The 13,227-nt window shown below is 62.8% G+C and carries 14 protein-coding genes; 4 read left to right on the top strand and 10 right to left on the bottom strand.

Features of this window, described 5'->3' with window-relative positions:
- Positions 1–2: 2 nt before the first annotated feature.
- On the bottom strand, positions 3–1,769 hold the full coding sequence (locus ACMX2H_RS11530) for an alpha/beta hydrolase fold domain-containing protein (protein ID WP_414960649.1): 1,767 nt from the start codon (positions 1,767–1,769) through the stop codon (positions 3–5).
- 209 nt (positions 1,770–1,978) lie between these two features.
- Here ACMX2H_RS11530 and ACMX2H_RS11525 point away from each other — a divergent pair, with 209 nt between their 5' ends.
- The 3 genes from ACMX2H_RS11525 (at position 1,979) to ACMX2H_RS11515 (ending at position 4,323) form a co-directional block, all read left to right on the top strand.
- The gene (locus ACMX2H_RS11525; RefSeq protein WP_414960629.1) at positions 1,979–2,896 is read left to right on the top strand and encodes a LysR family transcriptional regulator; all 918 of its coding nucleotides are present in this window, start codon (positions 1,979–1,981) and stop codon (positions 2,894–2,896) included.
- 159 nt (positions 2,897–3,055) lie between these two features.
- Positions 3,056–3,712, top strand: coding sequence for a hypothetical protein (locus ACMX2H_RS11520; protein ID WP_414960628.1), 657 nt, complete (start codon positions 3,056–3,058; stop codon positions 3,710–3,712).
- Positions 3,706–4,323 carry an RES family NAD+ phosphorylase gene (locus ACMX2H_RS11515; protein WP_414960627.1) on the top strand — a complete coding sequence of 206 codons (618 nt, stop codon included), beginning with the start codon at positions 3,706–3,708 and terminating at the stop codon, positions 4,321–4,323. Before ACMX2H_RS11520 ends, ACMX2H_RS11515 begins: the two co-directional genes overlap by 7 nt.
- On the opposite strand, the gene ACMX2H_RS11510 is transcribed toward ACMX2H_RS11515, so the two are convergent.
- The 9 genes from ACMX2H_RS11510 to ACMX2H_RS11470 form a co-directional block, all read right to left on the bottom strand.
- On the bottom strand, positions 4,320–4,595 hold the full coding sequence (locus ACMX2H_RS11510; RefSeq protein WP_414960626.1) for a hypothetical protein: 276 nt from the start codon (positions 4,593–4,595) through the stop codon (positions 4,320–4,322). The two genes, ACMX2H_RS11515 and ACMX2H_RS11510, sit on opposite strands and share 4 nt — an antisense overlap.
- Positions 4,595–4,939, bottom strand: coding sequence for a hypothetical protein (locus ACMX2H_RS11505; RefSeq protein ID WP_414960625.1), 345 nt, complete (start codon positions 4,937–4,939; stop codon positions 4,595–4,597). Before ACMX2H_RS11505 ends, ACMX2H_RS11510 begins: the two co-directional genes overlap by 1 nt.
- On the bottom strand, positions 4,939–5,205 hold the full coding sequence (locus tag ACMX2H_RS11500; protein ID WP_414960624.1) for a hypothetical protein: 267 nt from the start codon (positions 5,203–5,205) through the stop codon (positions 4,939–4,941). The genes ACMX2H_RS11505 and ACMX2H_RS11500 overlap by 1 nt, the downstream gene beginning before the upstream one ends.
- A gap of 349 nt (positions 5,206–5,554) precedes the next feature.
- Positions 5,555–6,301: a hypothetical protein gene (locus ACMX2H_RS11495; protein ID WP_414960623.1), complete on the bottom strand. Its 747-nt coding sequence runs from the start codon at positions 6,299–6,301 to the stop codon at positions 5,555–5,557.
- On the bottom strand, positions 6,298–6,939 hold the full coding sequence (locus ACMX2H_RS11490; protein ID WP_414960622.1) for a hypothetical protein: 642 nt from the start codon (positions 6,937–6,939) through the stop codon (positions 6,298–6,300). The genes ACMX2H_RS11495 and ACMX2H_RS11490 overlap by 4 nt, the downstream gene beginning before the upstream one ends.
- 88 nt (positions 6,940–7,027) lie before the next feature.
- Positions 7,028–8,017: a hypothetical protein gene (locus ACMX2H_RS11485; protein WP_414960621.1), complete on the bottom strand. Its 990-nt coding sequence runs from the start codon at positions 8,015–8,017 to the stop codon at positions 7,028–7,030.
- A gap of 32 nt (positions 8,018–8,049) precedes the next feature.
- A complete protein-coding gene (locus ACMX2H_RS11480; protein WP_414960620.1) occupies positions 8,050–8,526 on the bottom strand; it encodes a hypothetical protein in 477 nt (158 codons plus the stop codon).
- 146 nt (positions 8,527–8,672) lie between these two features.
- Positions 8,673–9,761: a hypothetical protein gene (locus tag ACMX2H_RS11475; RefSeq protein ID WP_414960619.1), complete on the bottom strand. Its 1,089-nt coding sequence runs from the start codon at positions 9,759–9,761 to the stop codon at positions 8,673–8,675.
- A gap of 10 nt (positions 9,762–9,771) precedes the next feature.
- Entirely contained in the window at positions 9,772–9,933 is a 162-nt protein-coding gene (locus tag ACMX2H_RS11470) for a hypothetical protein (protein WP_414960618.1), read from the bottom strand.
- A 651-nt stretch (positions 9,934–10,584) separates the two neighbouring features.
- Between ACMX2H_RS11470 and ACMX2H_RS11465 the strand changes: the two genes are divergently transcribed.
- Entirely contained in the window at positions 10,585–12,453 is a 1,869-nt protein-coding gene (locus tag ACMX2H_RS11465) for a zinc-ribbon domain-containing protein (protein ID WP_414960617.1), read from the top strand.
- Positions 12,454–13,227: the final 774 nt, after the last annotated feature.

The raw sequence follows: 13,227 nt of genomic DNA, 5'->3' as shown, positions 1-13,227 counted from the left end.
GGTCAGTTGTGCAGGACCTTGTGGAGGTCTTGGCATAGTTGTTCGGCGGCCTGATCGGAGGCAGCGGAAACGCTTCCGTAGCTGAAGAACCCGTGGTTGAGGGTTGGGTACTGGCGGAAAATGACGGTGACGCCGGCGTCAGTAAGCGCCCGGGCGTACCGGACGTTGTCTTGGTAGAGGAAGTCGTGCGCTCCGACGCCGATGATTGCCGGGGCTAGACCGTCCAGGCGCTCTGCCAATGCCGGAGAGGCACGTGGTTCGCGGGCAAGGGAGGATGCTCCCGGGCCTAGGTATTCCAGCATGGCGCTATCCGCAGCCGCGGTGAGGTCGGTGGCGGGGTAGATCAGGAACTGCGCTGCAAGCCTGATGCCGATGGCCCGGCAGTGCTGCGCCACGATTGCAGCGAGGTTTCCTCCGGCGCTGTCTCCGGCCACGACCACTTTGTTCAGGTTGCCGCCGAACTGATCAATGTGCTCGATGACCCATTCGAAAGCGGCGATGGCATCCTCGACGCCGGCCGGGTAGGGGTTCTCGGGCGCGAGGCGGTAATCGACCTGAACGACGTTGGCCATGGCATGCGCCGCGATCCTGCTGGCGTTCCCCTGGTGGGAATCCAAGTCCCCAATGATCCAGCCGCCCCCGTGGAAATAGACAACCGTAGCGTCGCTTCCGCCCAAGGGCTTCTGAATTCGGAGTCCAATATCGCCCGCCGGTCCGGGGATCGCCGCGTCCGTGACAGACTCGACTTCAAAAAACTGACGTGGGTAAAAGGCATCACGGAGCTTTACTCCTCTGATCCGGGTTACGATCGGGTCGAGTGGCTGCCCGGCAGGAGGAAAGATCGGGAACTCCCCGGAGGCGCTCATCAGTTGCTCCATTTGAGCAATATCCGGATCGAGGCCGGCGGATACGCCGGGCCCAAGGTGCTTCCGAAGAAAGTCCAGTGACCTATCGGTGACTTCGGGAATCACGGTGGCCCCGACAAAGACATGACCACCAGAAGTCTCGAGGTACTCAGAATTCGCGCCCGCCTTGACCAAGGCCTGATGCAGTTTCCTGCTCTGCTCCACGCTTACTTGCTGGTCATCGGCTCCGTGGGCGATAAAAATCGGGGGGACTCCGGTCCGTACATATCGGACAGGTGATAACTCTGCTGCCGTCCAAGCAGTGGAATCCACGAGTGCTTGGACAGGGTTGACGGAACAGACACCGGACTCCTCCGAATGCTTGATGGGAAGATCCGACGCCAACAGGGCTTCGATGTCCGCAGGCCCGTACCATGACACCAGCGCCTGGACGTCTTCGGACTCCGCGAGGAATTCCCCGGTCCTCTCGTCACCAAATTGGTCGCACAGAGCTGCCATCGCGGCAATGTGTGCACCTGCCGATTCGCCCCACAAGGCAAAGCGTGCAGTATCGAGGCCATACTCGCCGGCATTTCCGCGGAGCCAGCGGATCGCAGCTTTCAGATCCAACGCCTGGGCCGGGAATCCCTCTTCCTCGACCAACCGGTAATCCACCAGCGCGACCGCGAACCCACCTTCGAGGATGGACTCGATAACCCTGTTCCGGTGAATGTTGGGAGCCTGACGGCGGCGTGAGCCGTGGAGCCATCCACCGCCATGCACCCAGATGATCAGAGGACACGGGAAATCTTCACTGGACGACTGGGGCACCCGGAGGTCCAAGAACAGCGGGCGGTACCCAGGTTCGGCACTGTAGACAATGTTGTCGTACCGGACTTCCCCCGAGCCTCCTTTGACGGGCATGGACTGCGGAAAAGCAGCCGATCCCACGGCCAATGATCCCGGTTCGATTGTGAGTGCCACGCTGATCCTTCTCTTGTGCTGTTCGCCACCTTTTCCAGATCAGTCTGGCAACTGTAGAGATAAGCGTCCAAGACTAAAACTCGGCTAGAGTGATAAGAAACTTTTATAAGACGCTGGGTGAAAGGCGACGCAGCATGGAAGTCCGCTGGATGAAGACCTTCATAGCGGTGGCTGAAGAGCTCAACTTTGGCCGGGCTGCGCTTCGGCTTCACATCGCCCAGCCCGCTGTGAGTCAGCAAATCCTTACTCTTGAGAAGTATCTGGGGATCCAACTGTTTGAGCGCAACAAGCGAACTGTCAGGCTCACTGACGCGGGGGAGGCTTTCCTGGAGCCGTGCCGGGCGTCCCTGAGGGCCATCGATGCTGCCAGCAGCCAGGCGCGCAATGCCGGAACTGGTGAATTCGGCAGAATCCGTATCGGGTTCAATGGAGGATTTGCCAGCGACCTCCTGGTATCGCTGGTCCGCTCCATCAACCGCGCCTATCCCAACATTGAACTGGCCATTGACTCTTCGCGCAGGAACCCCGAAGTCATCAGGATGGTTGAAAAGCAGGATCTGGACATCGGCCTAGTCGGCGGCCCTGTGAAAGGAGAGTCACTGAACTGGCGCATCCTCGGGTCAGGCAGACTTGGTGTTCTGCTTCCCGCCGACCATCCGCTAGCCCTCCTGACCGAAGTGCCAACCTTGGCGCTGAAGAAGGAACCATTGGTCCTCATAGCCCCGGCGCCCGGATGGACAGTCAGGGGGATGGCCGAAGAGGCGTGTCACAATGCCGGGTTCACACCGGAAAAAATCATCGACGTCACCGACGCACTGACACTCTTCGCACTCATTAACGCCAGAGTGGGGGTTGGCTTCGCCAGCACAACAGCGCATGGAACCACAGCCAACAACCTGGTACTCCGACCCTTGGCCGAAAACTACCTGGTACAGAATAGTATTGTCTGGAAATCCGGCACCGAAACGCCCGCACTCCGGAACGTGTTGCGACTGGCCGAAGACCTCGTCGAAGATCCCCGATCGCCTCACGAGGACACAGGGCCGGTGACCGGATCCGCATCCTAGTAAATTCTTACTGCCAGCGGCGGGAGCTACACATCCAGCCCTGACCCTCGAGATCCCGTGATGATGTCATGCTGCCCGAGCGACTTCGGAAAGGCCTATCTTGAACACGGTTGTCACACTAGGATAGAACTGTGAGAACCGTTAGAGGAAGTGGTCCGAATGAAGGTTGAAAAGGCCCAGGCGTCAGAGGCGATTGCCGCGGATGCTGCTCGCGACGCACTCATGGCAGCTGTCTCCAGGATGCCGTCGGCTCTTGTGCAGGAGTGGGCGGCCAGCGTCCTGCCTGCCCTCAACGGACCTCTGGCCCTGGAACATGCGGAGGAATTCTCCCAAGCACTCGAATCCATGTACCGGATGCAGGCCAGCATCGCATCCCTCGGGCCGGCGGTCGCGGCCCTGGAAAACCCGGTCATGCCCTCAATCGCCGCAGCGGTCCAGGCGACCGAGAACCTGTGGCGGGAGATCTCCCGCGACTGGGGTCTGTTCCCGGGCTCCGACGTGGCCGTGCTCCTTGGAGGGTCCAAGTCCAACCGAGGCCTCGCTGCGTCCCTCCGGAAGGGCGGAAAGATCATCGGTGTGCAGCGCGGACAGGCTTTCGTCTACCCCGGCTTCCAGTTTGACCGAACGGCGGGGAAGGTCCTGCCGGTCATTCCGGAGCTGATCAGCGCCGCCGCCGAGCTGGGCTTGGACAACGAGGACCTCGTGTACTGGCTGATGGCACCGTCCGGCTACTTCGAGGACGACCGCCCGGTTGACCATCTGGGTGACAGCGACCTGGTCGCAAAGCTCCGCAACAGCGAGTCGGTCGAATGGTAGCGCCGCCGCCGGATCCGTTCACACCGCAGACGGAGGTCTTGGAGGCAGGAACCAGGATCTACCGTGTGCACGGCAACCGGTTCCGCACCGACGAATTCAACCCCGGTGCCGGCGACGCAACCCGGTTCGCCTTCTTCGGGTCACCCCCGGTCCCGGTGCTGTACGGGGCCAGCCGCGAGGACGTCGCGGTGTGCGAGTCCATCCTGCACGAGATGCCTCAGAAAGGCGGCCGCCTCATCCCGAGCCGCTACCGCAACCGGGTCATGGGCAGGCTGGAGGTGACCCGTGACCTGAAGCTGGCCTCCTTCTGGGGCACTGGCCTCAAAGCCCTGCAGGTCGAGGCCGAGGAGCTCACTGGTTCAAAGCCAACGACCTACGGCCAGACGGTCTTGTGGGCCGAGGCTGCGCACCGCGCCGGCTTCGACGGCTGCATCTGGAACAGCAGGCTCTGCAACTCCGGACCGGCCTACGTGCTCTTCGGAGACCGTGCCGCTGACGCAGTGCAGATCGATCCGGGCTTCGCGCGCGTCTTCGACACCGAAGAGGGCCTGGACTGGCTGCAACGGTTCTGTGCACCGCTGCACGTCGAGGTCATCGTGCGTAGCCGCTAACGCATCATGCAGCCGCGGTGCGGCGAGACATGCACGCGGTGGCGGGTACAGCAGTGGTCCACGTGGTCACACCCGACGTACTCGTAGCCGGCCTCCAGGTCGTCCACGGGCACGTAGTCGCGCACCTCACGGTTCTGTCCTTTGGCGTCATGGATCAGGCAGACGCGGCGCTTGGACCGCAGGCCCTCCAACACGAAGACCGTGCCGGTGGACTTGCAGCGGTAGCTGGCCCCGATGTTGAGGAAGAACCCCTTCGTCTCCTCGGCAACCATCAGCCGATCGCCTTGCGCAGCACGGCGAGCAACTCATCAACCCGGATCTCGTACTGGGCCCGCTCATCGCTCGGCTCCCCGCCGCCCATGTCGGCCCAGGCCATCTCGGCCCACGCCAGGTCCTCGATGCCGCAATCAGCGACCCACAGGCGCTTGGCCATGTCTTCCCCGACGGCGCGGGGCGGGTCGAGGAGAACTTCCAGGCCGGCGTCGGCGTACATGCGGTGCCACTGCCGCTGAGCTGGCTGCACCATCTCGTAGGTTTCGCCGGTTCCGGCTGCTTTCGCTCCCGCGGTGAAAATCGCTTCCGCGACCGCATCCCGCAGCACGTCCTTTGCGGCCATCAGTTGCCCTCCTTGAGCAGTTCGCCCATTTCGTTTTCGGTGTAGCGGATGAACCGGCCGTCGGAGCGCTTGACCACCGTGTCGCCGACCTCGACGTCGATCTCACCGTCGCGATGGGTCTGAATCTTGATGATGCGCTCGGTCGGGTCCAGGAGCATGCCGCACAGCTTGCCGCGGCACCAGCGGGCCAGCTCCTCGCCGTTGTGGCCGGTGAACAGGACCGTTTCGACGGTCGGGGACTTGTACGCCAAAGTTTTGATCTGCATGGGGGCCATGTGTCCGGAAGATGGGATCGCCCTCCCCGGCCGGCCGCGGCCAACCGGACCCGCTGCCGGGCGAGTGCAGCCTTGAAGGGCTGGCCAGTGGACATTGGCCATCCAGCGGCCACGAGCAGCCCGCCTCGGACGTGACGGCCACCGGCGTAAGAGCCTGTCGGAGGCCTGTCTGGCCACTGTTCGTGGCCAAGCTGGCGATGGCGACGGTGATGGTGATGGTGGTCGTCGCTGTGCCGGCCGGCCGGTCGACCGGCCAAGGTCAATGCACTGCCCGGCCGGACCGTTGCAGTCAGTGAAACAGCAACAGCACTTGGCCAAGCTGGCCAAGTGGCCTGAGGTGTCACTCGTTCGGGTCTGCGGGATTCCAACCAGAGGCCAGTGCGTAGAGCCTGGAATAACCGTCTTGGCCGGACGGGTGGCCATCAACTACCCGACTGCTGTGGCTCAGGTGGCCGACCAGATTGGCCAAGTGCGCCTTTTCGGACGGGGTGAATTCGACTCCTCGAATGTCGCGTCGGCTCATAACTCCGGCCAGAGTGAGCGCGTCTGTCAGATGCCGCTCCCTACCGGGATCATCAATGATTCGAAGGGCCGCGGCCTTCCCGATGAGGCAACCAATGAAACTGACCCTGTTCACCGTCCCGATCAGCCCGTCGGCATTCACTTTGACGGTTTCGGATCGGTCCAGAGCCTGCTGAAGCGCCGGTGCCGCAATAGTGGTGCCGCCTGTGACGCCTTTACGTGATTCGGCGCGCTCCCCTGTGAAGCGGGGAATGAGAAGGTCGATTTTCGCCTGGCCACGGGTCCACCGGTGCTCGTGGCCGCTGGGCGACCTGCCGTCCGACTGGAACCCCAGCTTCGTCAGGAGCGTCGTGAAAGCCAGCAGTATGTCCGGCTTCATCCGCAGGTCCAGGCCTGCGTCGGCATCACTGGTCGCCCGTACCAGGGCAGCGTCCCGCTCCACGGAATGCAGGAAAACAGCCTGGCCGCCGACCAAGGTCCAGTGTTCAGGCATTGCCTCATGAATCTCGAACAGGGCCTCCCAAGAGGCTTTCTGGGCAGGTGGCATTGCCGGCAGGACAATCACTTGCCGACCACCTCCCGGATGATGCGCCGAGCCGCTTCACGCTCCCTGTATCCCCCTCGATCAGCCAGATCGGCAGCCACAATCAATTCGGGCACCCTTTCGGGCTTGTGCTTGGCAACGTGGAGGACGACGTTCCCCTGCCCGTCCGCAGCCGGACGCAGCAGGAACTCGCGGACCATTTTCTTCGCCTGGCTCTCTTCCACATAGCCTTCAATTTCCCGGCCGGACGACAGCTGTGCGGCCGGATGGGACACCCCGGAGAGGGCGATACGCGGATCAGCCTGGAGGTCCGCGATGTCTTCGGAGTCGGCGATGTAAGACCTACGCTCAGCGCGTCGTGCCAGCCATGCGACCAGGAGGGACTCCGGTTCACTCTCCGAGGCGAGGCGCTCCCGCCAGTTCCGAACCCTGTCGCCCCGGACGGAGGACTTCTCGCCGGACAGGGCGAGGGCTTTTTCGAAGACTGAGTCGGCCGAGAACGGACGCACCGCGGCCGCGACACGCTTGGGTGCGGAGGCTTCGATCAACCACGCCCTGCCAACCTTGCGGGCCGGCACGGCTCCGGATTCGATGAGCTGGCGGACACGCTGGACCGAGACCCCCTCTCGCTCCGCGTACTCTCTCGCAGAAATCTCCATGCCACTAGTCTAGCGCTAACGCAAGGCTAGTGGCATTGCCCGCTGCCATTCCTGCGCCAAGTAAAGCGACACATACTTCATTGGTGCCCTAGCGGACGAGCCGGCGCTCGGTTTCGCGGAACACTTCCTGCAGCGCCTCGGTGAAGCCGCCGGAGTTTTCGGTGCCGGTGCTGACCGCCACGTAGTTCATGAACCCGTGGAGCATGGACGTGTGCAGCTTGGTGCCGGACTCCGTGCGGAGCTCCGGGATGTGGCCGCTGACCTTGTACGTGTAGAAGCTGCCGTCCGCACCCAGCTCGATGCTGCGCTCCTTCCGGTCGAAGGAGACGATCATCGGGTCGAACTTAATCGGTGAGTCGGCAACCGCATCCATCATCACCGCGTACTCGTGGTGCTCGTTGTAGTCCTCCGCCCGAACGCCCACGCGGTGGTTGCTGCGGTTTGCCTTGTAGAGCCAGTCGGCATGCTCGCCGCAGGCCTGCTCGGAAACGGCACTGTAGGTGACGTATCCGTCGAAGGCTTCGATCTCGCTGGTGACGGAACCGTCTTTGACTACGAAGGTGGCTTTGCCGGACTCCACCTTGGTCAGCGTGATGTCACCCGGGATCCGCTCGTCCAGGATTTGCTTCTGGGCCTCCAGCGCCAAAGCCAGATCCTCCGGGTTGGCGTCCAGGTCGTCGGCGACGGCCACGCGGCTGTTGCCGAGGGTTTGGCCTGGCTGCAGCAGGTGCGTGAGGCGGCCGAGTTGCAGGGAACTCAGCGCCTCCTGCTGCTCGGCGGTGCCCAGGTTCTCGAAGTTGTCCGCCTTGGCTTTCATGTCTTCCAGGCGGGCCATCCTTTCCTCCAGACCGTGCCAGCCGCGCCCCCGGTCCACCTTGCGCTGGTAGTCGCCGAGATCATAGGCCGCCTTGGACCGGGCCCTGCGGCCCAGGTATTCGATGGCAGCCTTATCGATCTCTCTGCAGGGAGCGTCCAGGGAGACGCCGGTGGCCTCGGACTTGGCTTCGACGGCGAACTGGCCGCCTTCTGTCAGGCCGGCGGATACACGGCTGCGGCCTGCTGCTGGGTTTTTGGTCATGTCAGGCTGTGTGCGGCCGGGAGCTCCTGCGGCTACGCTGCCTGGGGCTTGCTCAGCTGCGAGGACTGGAAGTCTCCGGCGTCCGCATCCCACCAAACCATGGAGAATGACGAAGATGCTTTCACGGCGAAGCCGGCGGCAGCTGCTGATGCTTCCGCGAAGCTGGCGACGACCTCGTTGATGCTGGTGTTGGCCGCATTGAACCGGTCCAGGTCCGGCTCCCCTTTGAGCGCTTCTTCCCAGGCCGCGCTCTGGGTTCGGACGGCGTCGTGGGCCTCATGGCCGGCGGGAATCGCGACCGCAGTCGGGACGTCCAGGCACGGGGTGGCCCCGCCGTCTTCGGTGCGGAACACGATCGGGTAGCCGAGCTTGAGGTCTGGGCAGCCGCCCAGCAGGAGCCCGCGCAGAGTGAGGAAGAATTCCTTGGCACCAACTTCGGGGCCCGGCGGGCGGAAGGTGAGCTTCGTTTCCACCAGTGCTACGGTTCCCTGCCCTGCTTCTGTCGTCATGTCCTTCAGCCTCACTGCCGGTCCCGCCCGGTCTGTGGAAGGGCGGCGTCTTGGGCCCTGCTATGCGCGGACAAGGGGCCGCGGCGACGTCGGCCAGCTCACCGGAACCCGGGAGGTCAGCCGAATGGCTCCTTCCGCTGACGGAGTTACCTGTGCCCGCTGACCCGCCAGTACGGCGGGCGCTGCCGCAAGGCTCGGTTCATCCACCGGACGTGGGCGACCCAGTGACGGTTCAGCTTCTCCAGGTCCTTCATCCGCGCGCCCAGTTCCATGCGAAACAAGTGCTGGGCAGTGAGCATCCAGCGTGGGTCGGCGCCAAGCACCACTCCCATTTGGAAGGCGAGCAGCCGCTCCGCCGGATCCTCCGGTGGCTGGCGGTAATTCTCGATTCTCGTCACGTCGGCGGTTTTGCACCTGGTCACCAGCGATACCCGGCGGGCCACTTCCGTCTTGGTGGTCCTGTGCGCCAGCACCCTGGCTTCCCAGAGGAACGAGCCCCACCACATCGATTCCAATCCCGGCGCACCCAAGGCCGCAGCTCCTGGTGCGTCCCGCTGGCCATCTGCCTCCGGTTGTTTCGGTAGGCTCGGTTCTTCCTCATCGTGCATCGCCTGCAGGACGCCTTCCCAATGGGCAGACTGCTCGAGGGCCTTCCACAGCTCATCGACGGGGGCGGCTGGCACCTGGTAGTGCCGGTAAGCGTCCCAGAGTTCGGAATGGGTGCCGTCGGAGCCGAAGTGCTCACACAGCCAGGAGAAGGACGCCCGGAAGTACGGTCCGTGGCCGTGTTGAGGCGAATTGAAACCCAAGGCGCCTTTCTTGACGCCGGACGGGTCGCCGACAAACTGCGGGGACACGCAGTGGGCCAGCTCGTGAAGGACGACGGTTTCGAAGCCCATATTCTCGTGCAGGCTGATCATGCCCTCGGCGTACGGCATCCGTCCCCGCGGTCCGCCGTAGGAGTAAGTCCGGCGGCCAACCAGGGGATGGTCGTCGACCCCCTTCCGGCCGGACACCTCGACCTTTTTCATCCGCGGGAAACGCTCCTGCCAGGCCCGGCTGGCCAGGATGTCGTCAATGAACTGCTGCACTTCGCCGGTGTCGCCGAACTGCCGGCCGGGCTTGATCGACTGCTCGGCCGCGTACACTGCCCACTGCTGGCTGTCCTCGCCCTGCATGGTCCTGTGCGGATCCATGGGCTTGGCCAGGAATAGGGGAAAGTGCCGGTTGGTCATGCCGGAAATGCTATCCGGCAGCCGGGATGCCACCTACATAGGCCGGCCGGAAGTGGTCCGGGTCCGTCCGGTGCTCATGCCTGGTCCAGCCGAAGCTGGCCCAGAATTCTTCGGCATCCTCGGAGTAGGCGATGAACGTTTCGGCGGGCGTCGCGGCCGCGATCAAGGTCATCGCCCGCCTGCCCACGCCTTTGCGGCTGTGATCCTAGGACACCTCGAAGAATTGGTTGAGTCGGGGCAAAGCGACCTGAACAGGTTCCAGTAACGGGTGTGCACCTTGCACACCCGTTGCACACCCGTGGGTGTACAAGCCGGCGGGGCATAGGGGCCCCCTATATATCCCTATTTCTCAACGTTTAAGAGAGAGAAGTATGTATATAAGGGGCCCTTGTACACCTTGCACACCCTTTTTGCCCTCATACACATATAGAGCCAAGACTTCTTCCCTCACGGGACTCTTAACTTCCCTGGCCCTTTAAAGGCTATGTATTTCCGGTCGAATTGGTGAAAAAGTGTGCAATGTGCCTCTGACTAGGCGTTTTACCTCCAAAGTGGGTGTGCAACCGGGTGTGCAGAGGGTCGCAAATAGGTGCGCAACCGGCCCAAAATCCCCGTTTTTGCTCGTTGAAGGCGCTTTTCGCCGGACGGCACCGGCTCGGACCCATCCGCTCAGCAGCGAATAACAGAGTGCCTCTTTTGCGGATCACGACCTCCAAGCGCTCGACCTCGCGGGGAACTCAAGACCTTGGTCGGTACCACCCGACCTTGGGAAGGGGCAGCAGGCCACCAGCACAGCAGTGAGTCGCTGCCTCAATAGGAGTCCATGCCCGGCGACGCCGTCGTCCTGGACACGGGTACGCTGGCCGTTGAAGAAATCGAGGCGGAGGATGGGCCGGAAAGCCTGAGGATTGGGAGAGGCATGGCGAGAGTGCAGGCGTGTGCAACGCCGGGCTGCGTGAACCAGGCGGCGTTCACCACGAACAGCAAACCGACATGGTGCACAAGCTGTCTCGACGACATGCTCGTCGGTATGGGACTCGATCCCCTCGAGGAGTTCACTGGTCGTAAGGTTCGTCGGTTGACCCGGTGCCGCAAATGCAGCGCCGAGTGCCACTACCTTTTGGATTACTTGCTGGACCTGCAAACAAGGGATGAGCCGGCCTGCCGCTTCTGCTTCTGGACGGAATGGGCAGAGATGGCCAACCGCCTTTCCGGGCTGAAAGTTGAACCCGTCGGCTCCGCGGCGCTCAAAGAGATGATCGCACTCGGGCAACGCGAGCCCGTTGCCGAGTTGACGCCGATCCCGAGCGACAACCACCCAGTTGTTGTCCGGTGCATCCGGTGCGACCGTCAGGAGGCGCGCAGGCCAAATGATCTCAACTGCAGCTGCGGGCACAACCCGGTGCCCCGTCAGGGGTCTGCCACGGGAGGTCGTGACCGCGGCAGACAGAAGCTGTTCGCCAACTCGGACAGTCCGGCCCTGAAGTGGTGGGACCACCATGCCAACAGCGAAGCCGAGTTCAAGACGGTCTCAATGAAAGCGCGTCGGGATGCATGGTGGATCTGCCCCGAGTGCGGGCTGAAGTTCTCCGCGAAGGTATACGTCATGGCGGACCGGCTGCGGCCCGAGTGCCCGTCGTGCGAGGAGACCCGCAGCCTGAAGTGGCAGGAGGACTACGAGCGGCTCAAACAGACACCTGTCTCCTCAGTCCCCGAGCTCGCGGCGTCGTGGGCTGATGACACTGACCCTGACGCTGTCATGGTGGAGGGAGACTGGCGGCTGTACCGGTTCAGGTGCCCGAACGGGCACTACCCAAAGTCGAGGCCGGGAACATTCTTGTCCTCGGGCTGCCCCTCCTGCAAAGGCCAGGCTTCCGCTGCCAAAGACCGGCCGATGCTTGCGGAGGTGCAGCCGGAGCTCGCGAGCCAATGGCACCCGGACCGGAACGGCCGCTGGACGCCGGAGAACGTGGTCCCGGGCTCACAGCGCCGCATCCATTGGAAGGCCGCGTGCTGCGGCTACGAGTGGGTGGAGTCACCTGCCAGCCGGGACGGGGGCAGGCGTCTGCGCTGCCCGAGGTGCGAAACGATCCTCGATTCGCTGGCCTGGTCCGATCCGGGGCTGGCCGCCGAATGGAGCGAGGAAAACCTACTCACTGCCTGGCACGTCAGGCCGACCGCCAACACGGCCTTCATTCCCAAGTGGGTGTGCTCGGTCGATCGTTCCCATGTCTGGGAGAGCACTCTGGGGTCCCGCTCCTCCGGGTCGGAATGCCCTGAGTGCCGTCAGGCCGGCAAGTCCCGTATCGAACTACACCATCTGGAGGCCGCCGAGGCAGTGTTCGACAACGTCCGCTCGGGGGCCATCGTCCGAGACAAGGTGTTCAACATACCGACAGCATGGAGCATCGACATCCTCGCCGAGCACGACGGACTTAACGTGGCCATTGAGTACGATGGCGCCTATTGGCATGCCCCCGAACCGAAACAGCTGATCGACCGTGTCAAGAGTTTGGATCTGCTTGCCGCCGGCTATTTGGTGGTTCGACTGCGGGAAGATGATCTGCCGCCGCTGGACATCGATGACCCGAGCTATCTGGAGATCAGGGTCTATTCGAAGGCTTCATACCCGGAGGCTGTCATAGCGGAGGTGGCAGGTTGGCTCGGGACGAGAAAACCGGAAAATTCCTGAGCATCAGTTACGTCGAACAGATACAAACGGCCCGATAAGGGGAAAGTTACCCGCGCTTTACGCGCTCTAACTGTGGAGCAAATCCCCTGATAACCGCTTTGCGATGCACGTGGACGCGTCAATACCTAAATGGGCAGGTGTGGGCAGGGCTTAGCTGAAGCTAGCAGTCAGGGGCGCGGACATGGACTGTTCCGCGGCAATTACGGCCAAGTTTTCTCGTCGGACCGGCATCGGAGACGAGTGATTCTTGCCGCCTGCTGGTTCGTCGCCGGACCTTTCGGCGGGCCGATACACGGAACAGGGTTCAGCTGATTGACGATGCATCCGTGTGAGTTGGTACATCATGGTAAAAATTCAGCCGAGGTTAGAGGGGACGTCTTGTCTGGATTTGCCGAAGCATTTCTTGGATGCCTGGCATCGGACAGGTAGTCCATGAGCTTGCAATAAAAACTCAAGTGCTCGCCCCTAGATTGTGTGGTCCGACGCATTCAGAATGCTGTTGATGCTCGGAAGCGGCTCGATTGACCGCAGTCTGCGTGCTGTTTGCCAGACGATGACGTCGTGAAGCGGGGACCAATGAACTCATGGACGCCTTTGGCGAGGGGTAGGGGGTCACTTGTTGTCCGGTGTCGTGGTGGGGGAAGTGCTCAGAGCGTCATCTAGACGTAGTCCGAGGAGTTCACGCTACGACTTCCGGGCGGCTGCCCTTCGTCAGCGCTATCGCGCATGGTCACACTGCGCTCAGACGGGCGAGCCGCTCGTTGGGTGCGACGA

The sequence above is a fragment of the Arthrobacter sulfonylureivorans genome, assembly GCF_047607445.1.
In the GTDB taxonomy this organism is placed as follows: domain Bacteria; phylum Actinomycetota; class Actinomycetes; order Actinomycetales; family Micrococcaceae; genus Crystallibacter; species Crystallibacter sulfonylureivorans_A.
The sequence above is the reverse complement of the archived record's forward strand: the minus strand, read 5'-3'. Positions and strand labels throughout refer to the sequence as shown.

Bases quoted from the DNA above. Each gene is read 5' to 3' on its own strand.
- ACMX2H_RS11525 (WP_414960629.1), top strand. From the start codon at position 1,979: ATGAAGACCTTCATAGCGGTGGCTGAAGAGCTCAACTTTGGCCGGGCT.
- ACMX2H_RS11480 (WP_414960620.1), bottom strand. From the start codon at position 8,526: ATGACGACAGAAGCAGGGCAGGGAACCGTAGCACTGGTGGAAACGAAG.
- ACMX2H_RS11465 (WP_414960617.1), top strand. From the start codon at position 10,585: ATGCCCGGCGACGCCGTCGTCCTGGACACGGGTACGCTGGCCGTTGAA.
- ACMX2H_RS11485 (WP_414960621.1), bottom strand. From the start codon at position 8,017: ATGACCAAAAACCCAGCAGCAGGCCGCAGCCGTGTATCCGCCGGCCTG.
- ACMX2H_RS11470 (WP_414960618.1), bottom strand. From the start codon at position 9,933: ATGACCTTGATCGCGGCCGCGACGCCCGCCGAAACGTTCATCGCCTAC.
- ACMX2H_RS11515 (WP_414960627.1), top strand. From the start codon at position 3,706: ATGGTAGCGCCGCCGCCGGATCCGTTCACACCGCAGACGGAGGTCTTG.
- ACMX2H_RS11510 (WP_414960626.1), bottom strand. From the start codon at position 4,595: ATGGTTGCCGAGGAGACGAAGGGGTTCTTCCTCAACATCGGGGCCAGC.
- ACMX2H_RS11475 (WP_414960619.1), bottom strand. From the start codon at position 9,761: ATGACCAACCGGCACTTTCCCCTATTCCTGGCCAAGCCCATGGATCCG.
- ACMX2H_RS11530 (WP_414960649.1), bottom strand. From the start codon at position 1,769: ATGCCCGTCAAAGGAGGCTCGGGGGAAGTCCGGTACGACAACATTGTC.
- ACMX2H_RS11490 (WP_414960622.1), bottom strand. From the start codon at position 6,939: ATGGAGATTTCTGCGAGAGAGTACGCGGAGCGAGAGGGGGTCTCGGTC.
- ACMX2H_RS11505 (WP_414960625.1), bottom strand. From the start codon at position 4,939: ATGGCCGCAAAGGACGTGCTGCGGGATGCGGTCGCGGAAGCGATTTTC.
- ACMX2H_RS11520 (WP_414960628.1), top strand. From the start codon at position 3,056: ATGAAGGTTGAAAAGGCCCAGGCGTCAGAGGCGATTGCCGCGGATGCT.
- ACMX2H_RS11500 (WP_414960624.1), bottom strand. From the start codon at position 5,205: ATGCAGATCAAAACTTTGGCGTACAAGTCCCCGACCGTCGAAACGGTC.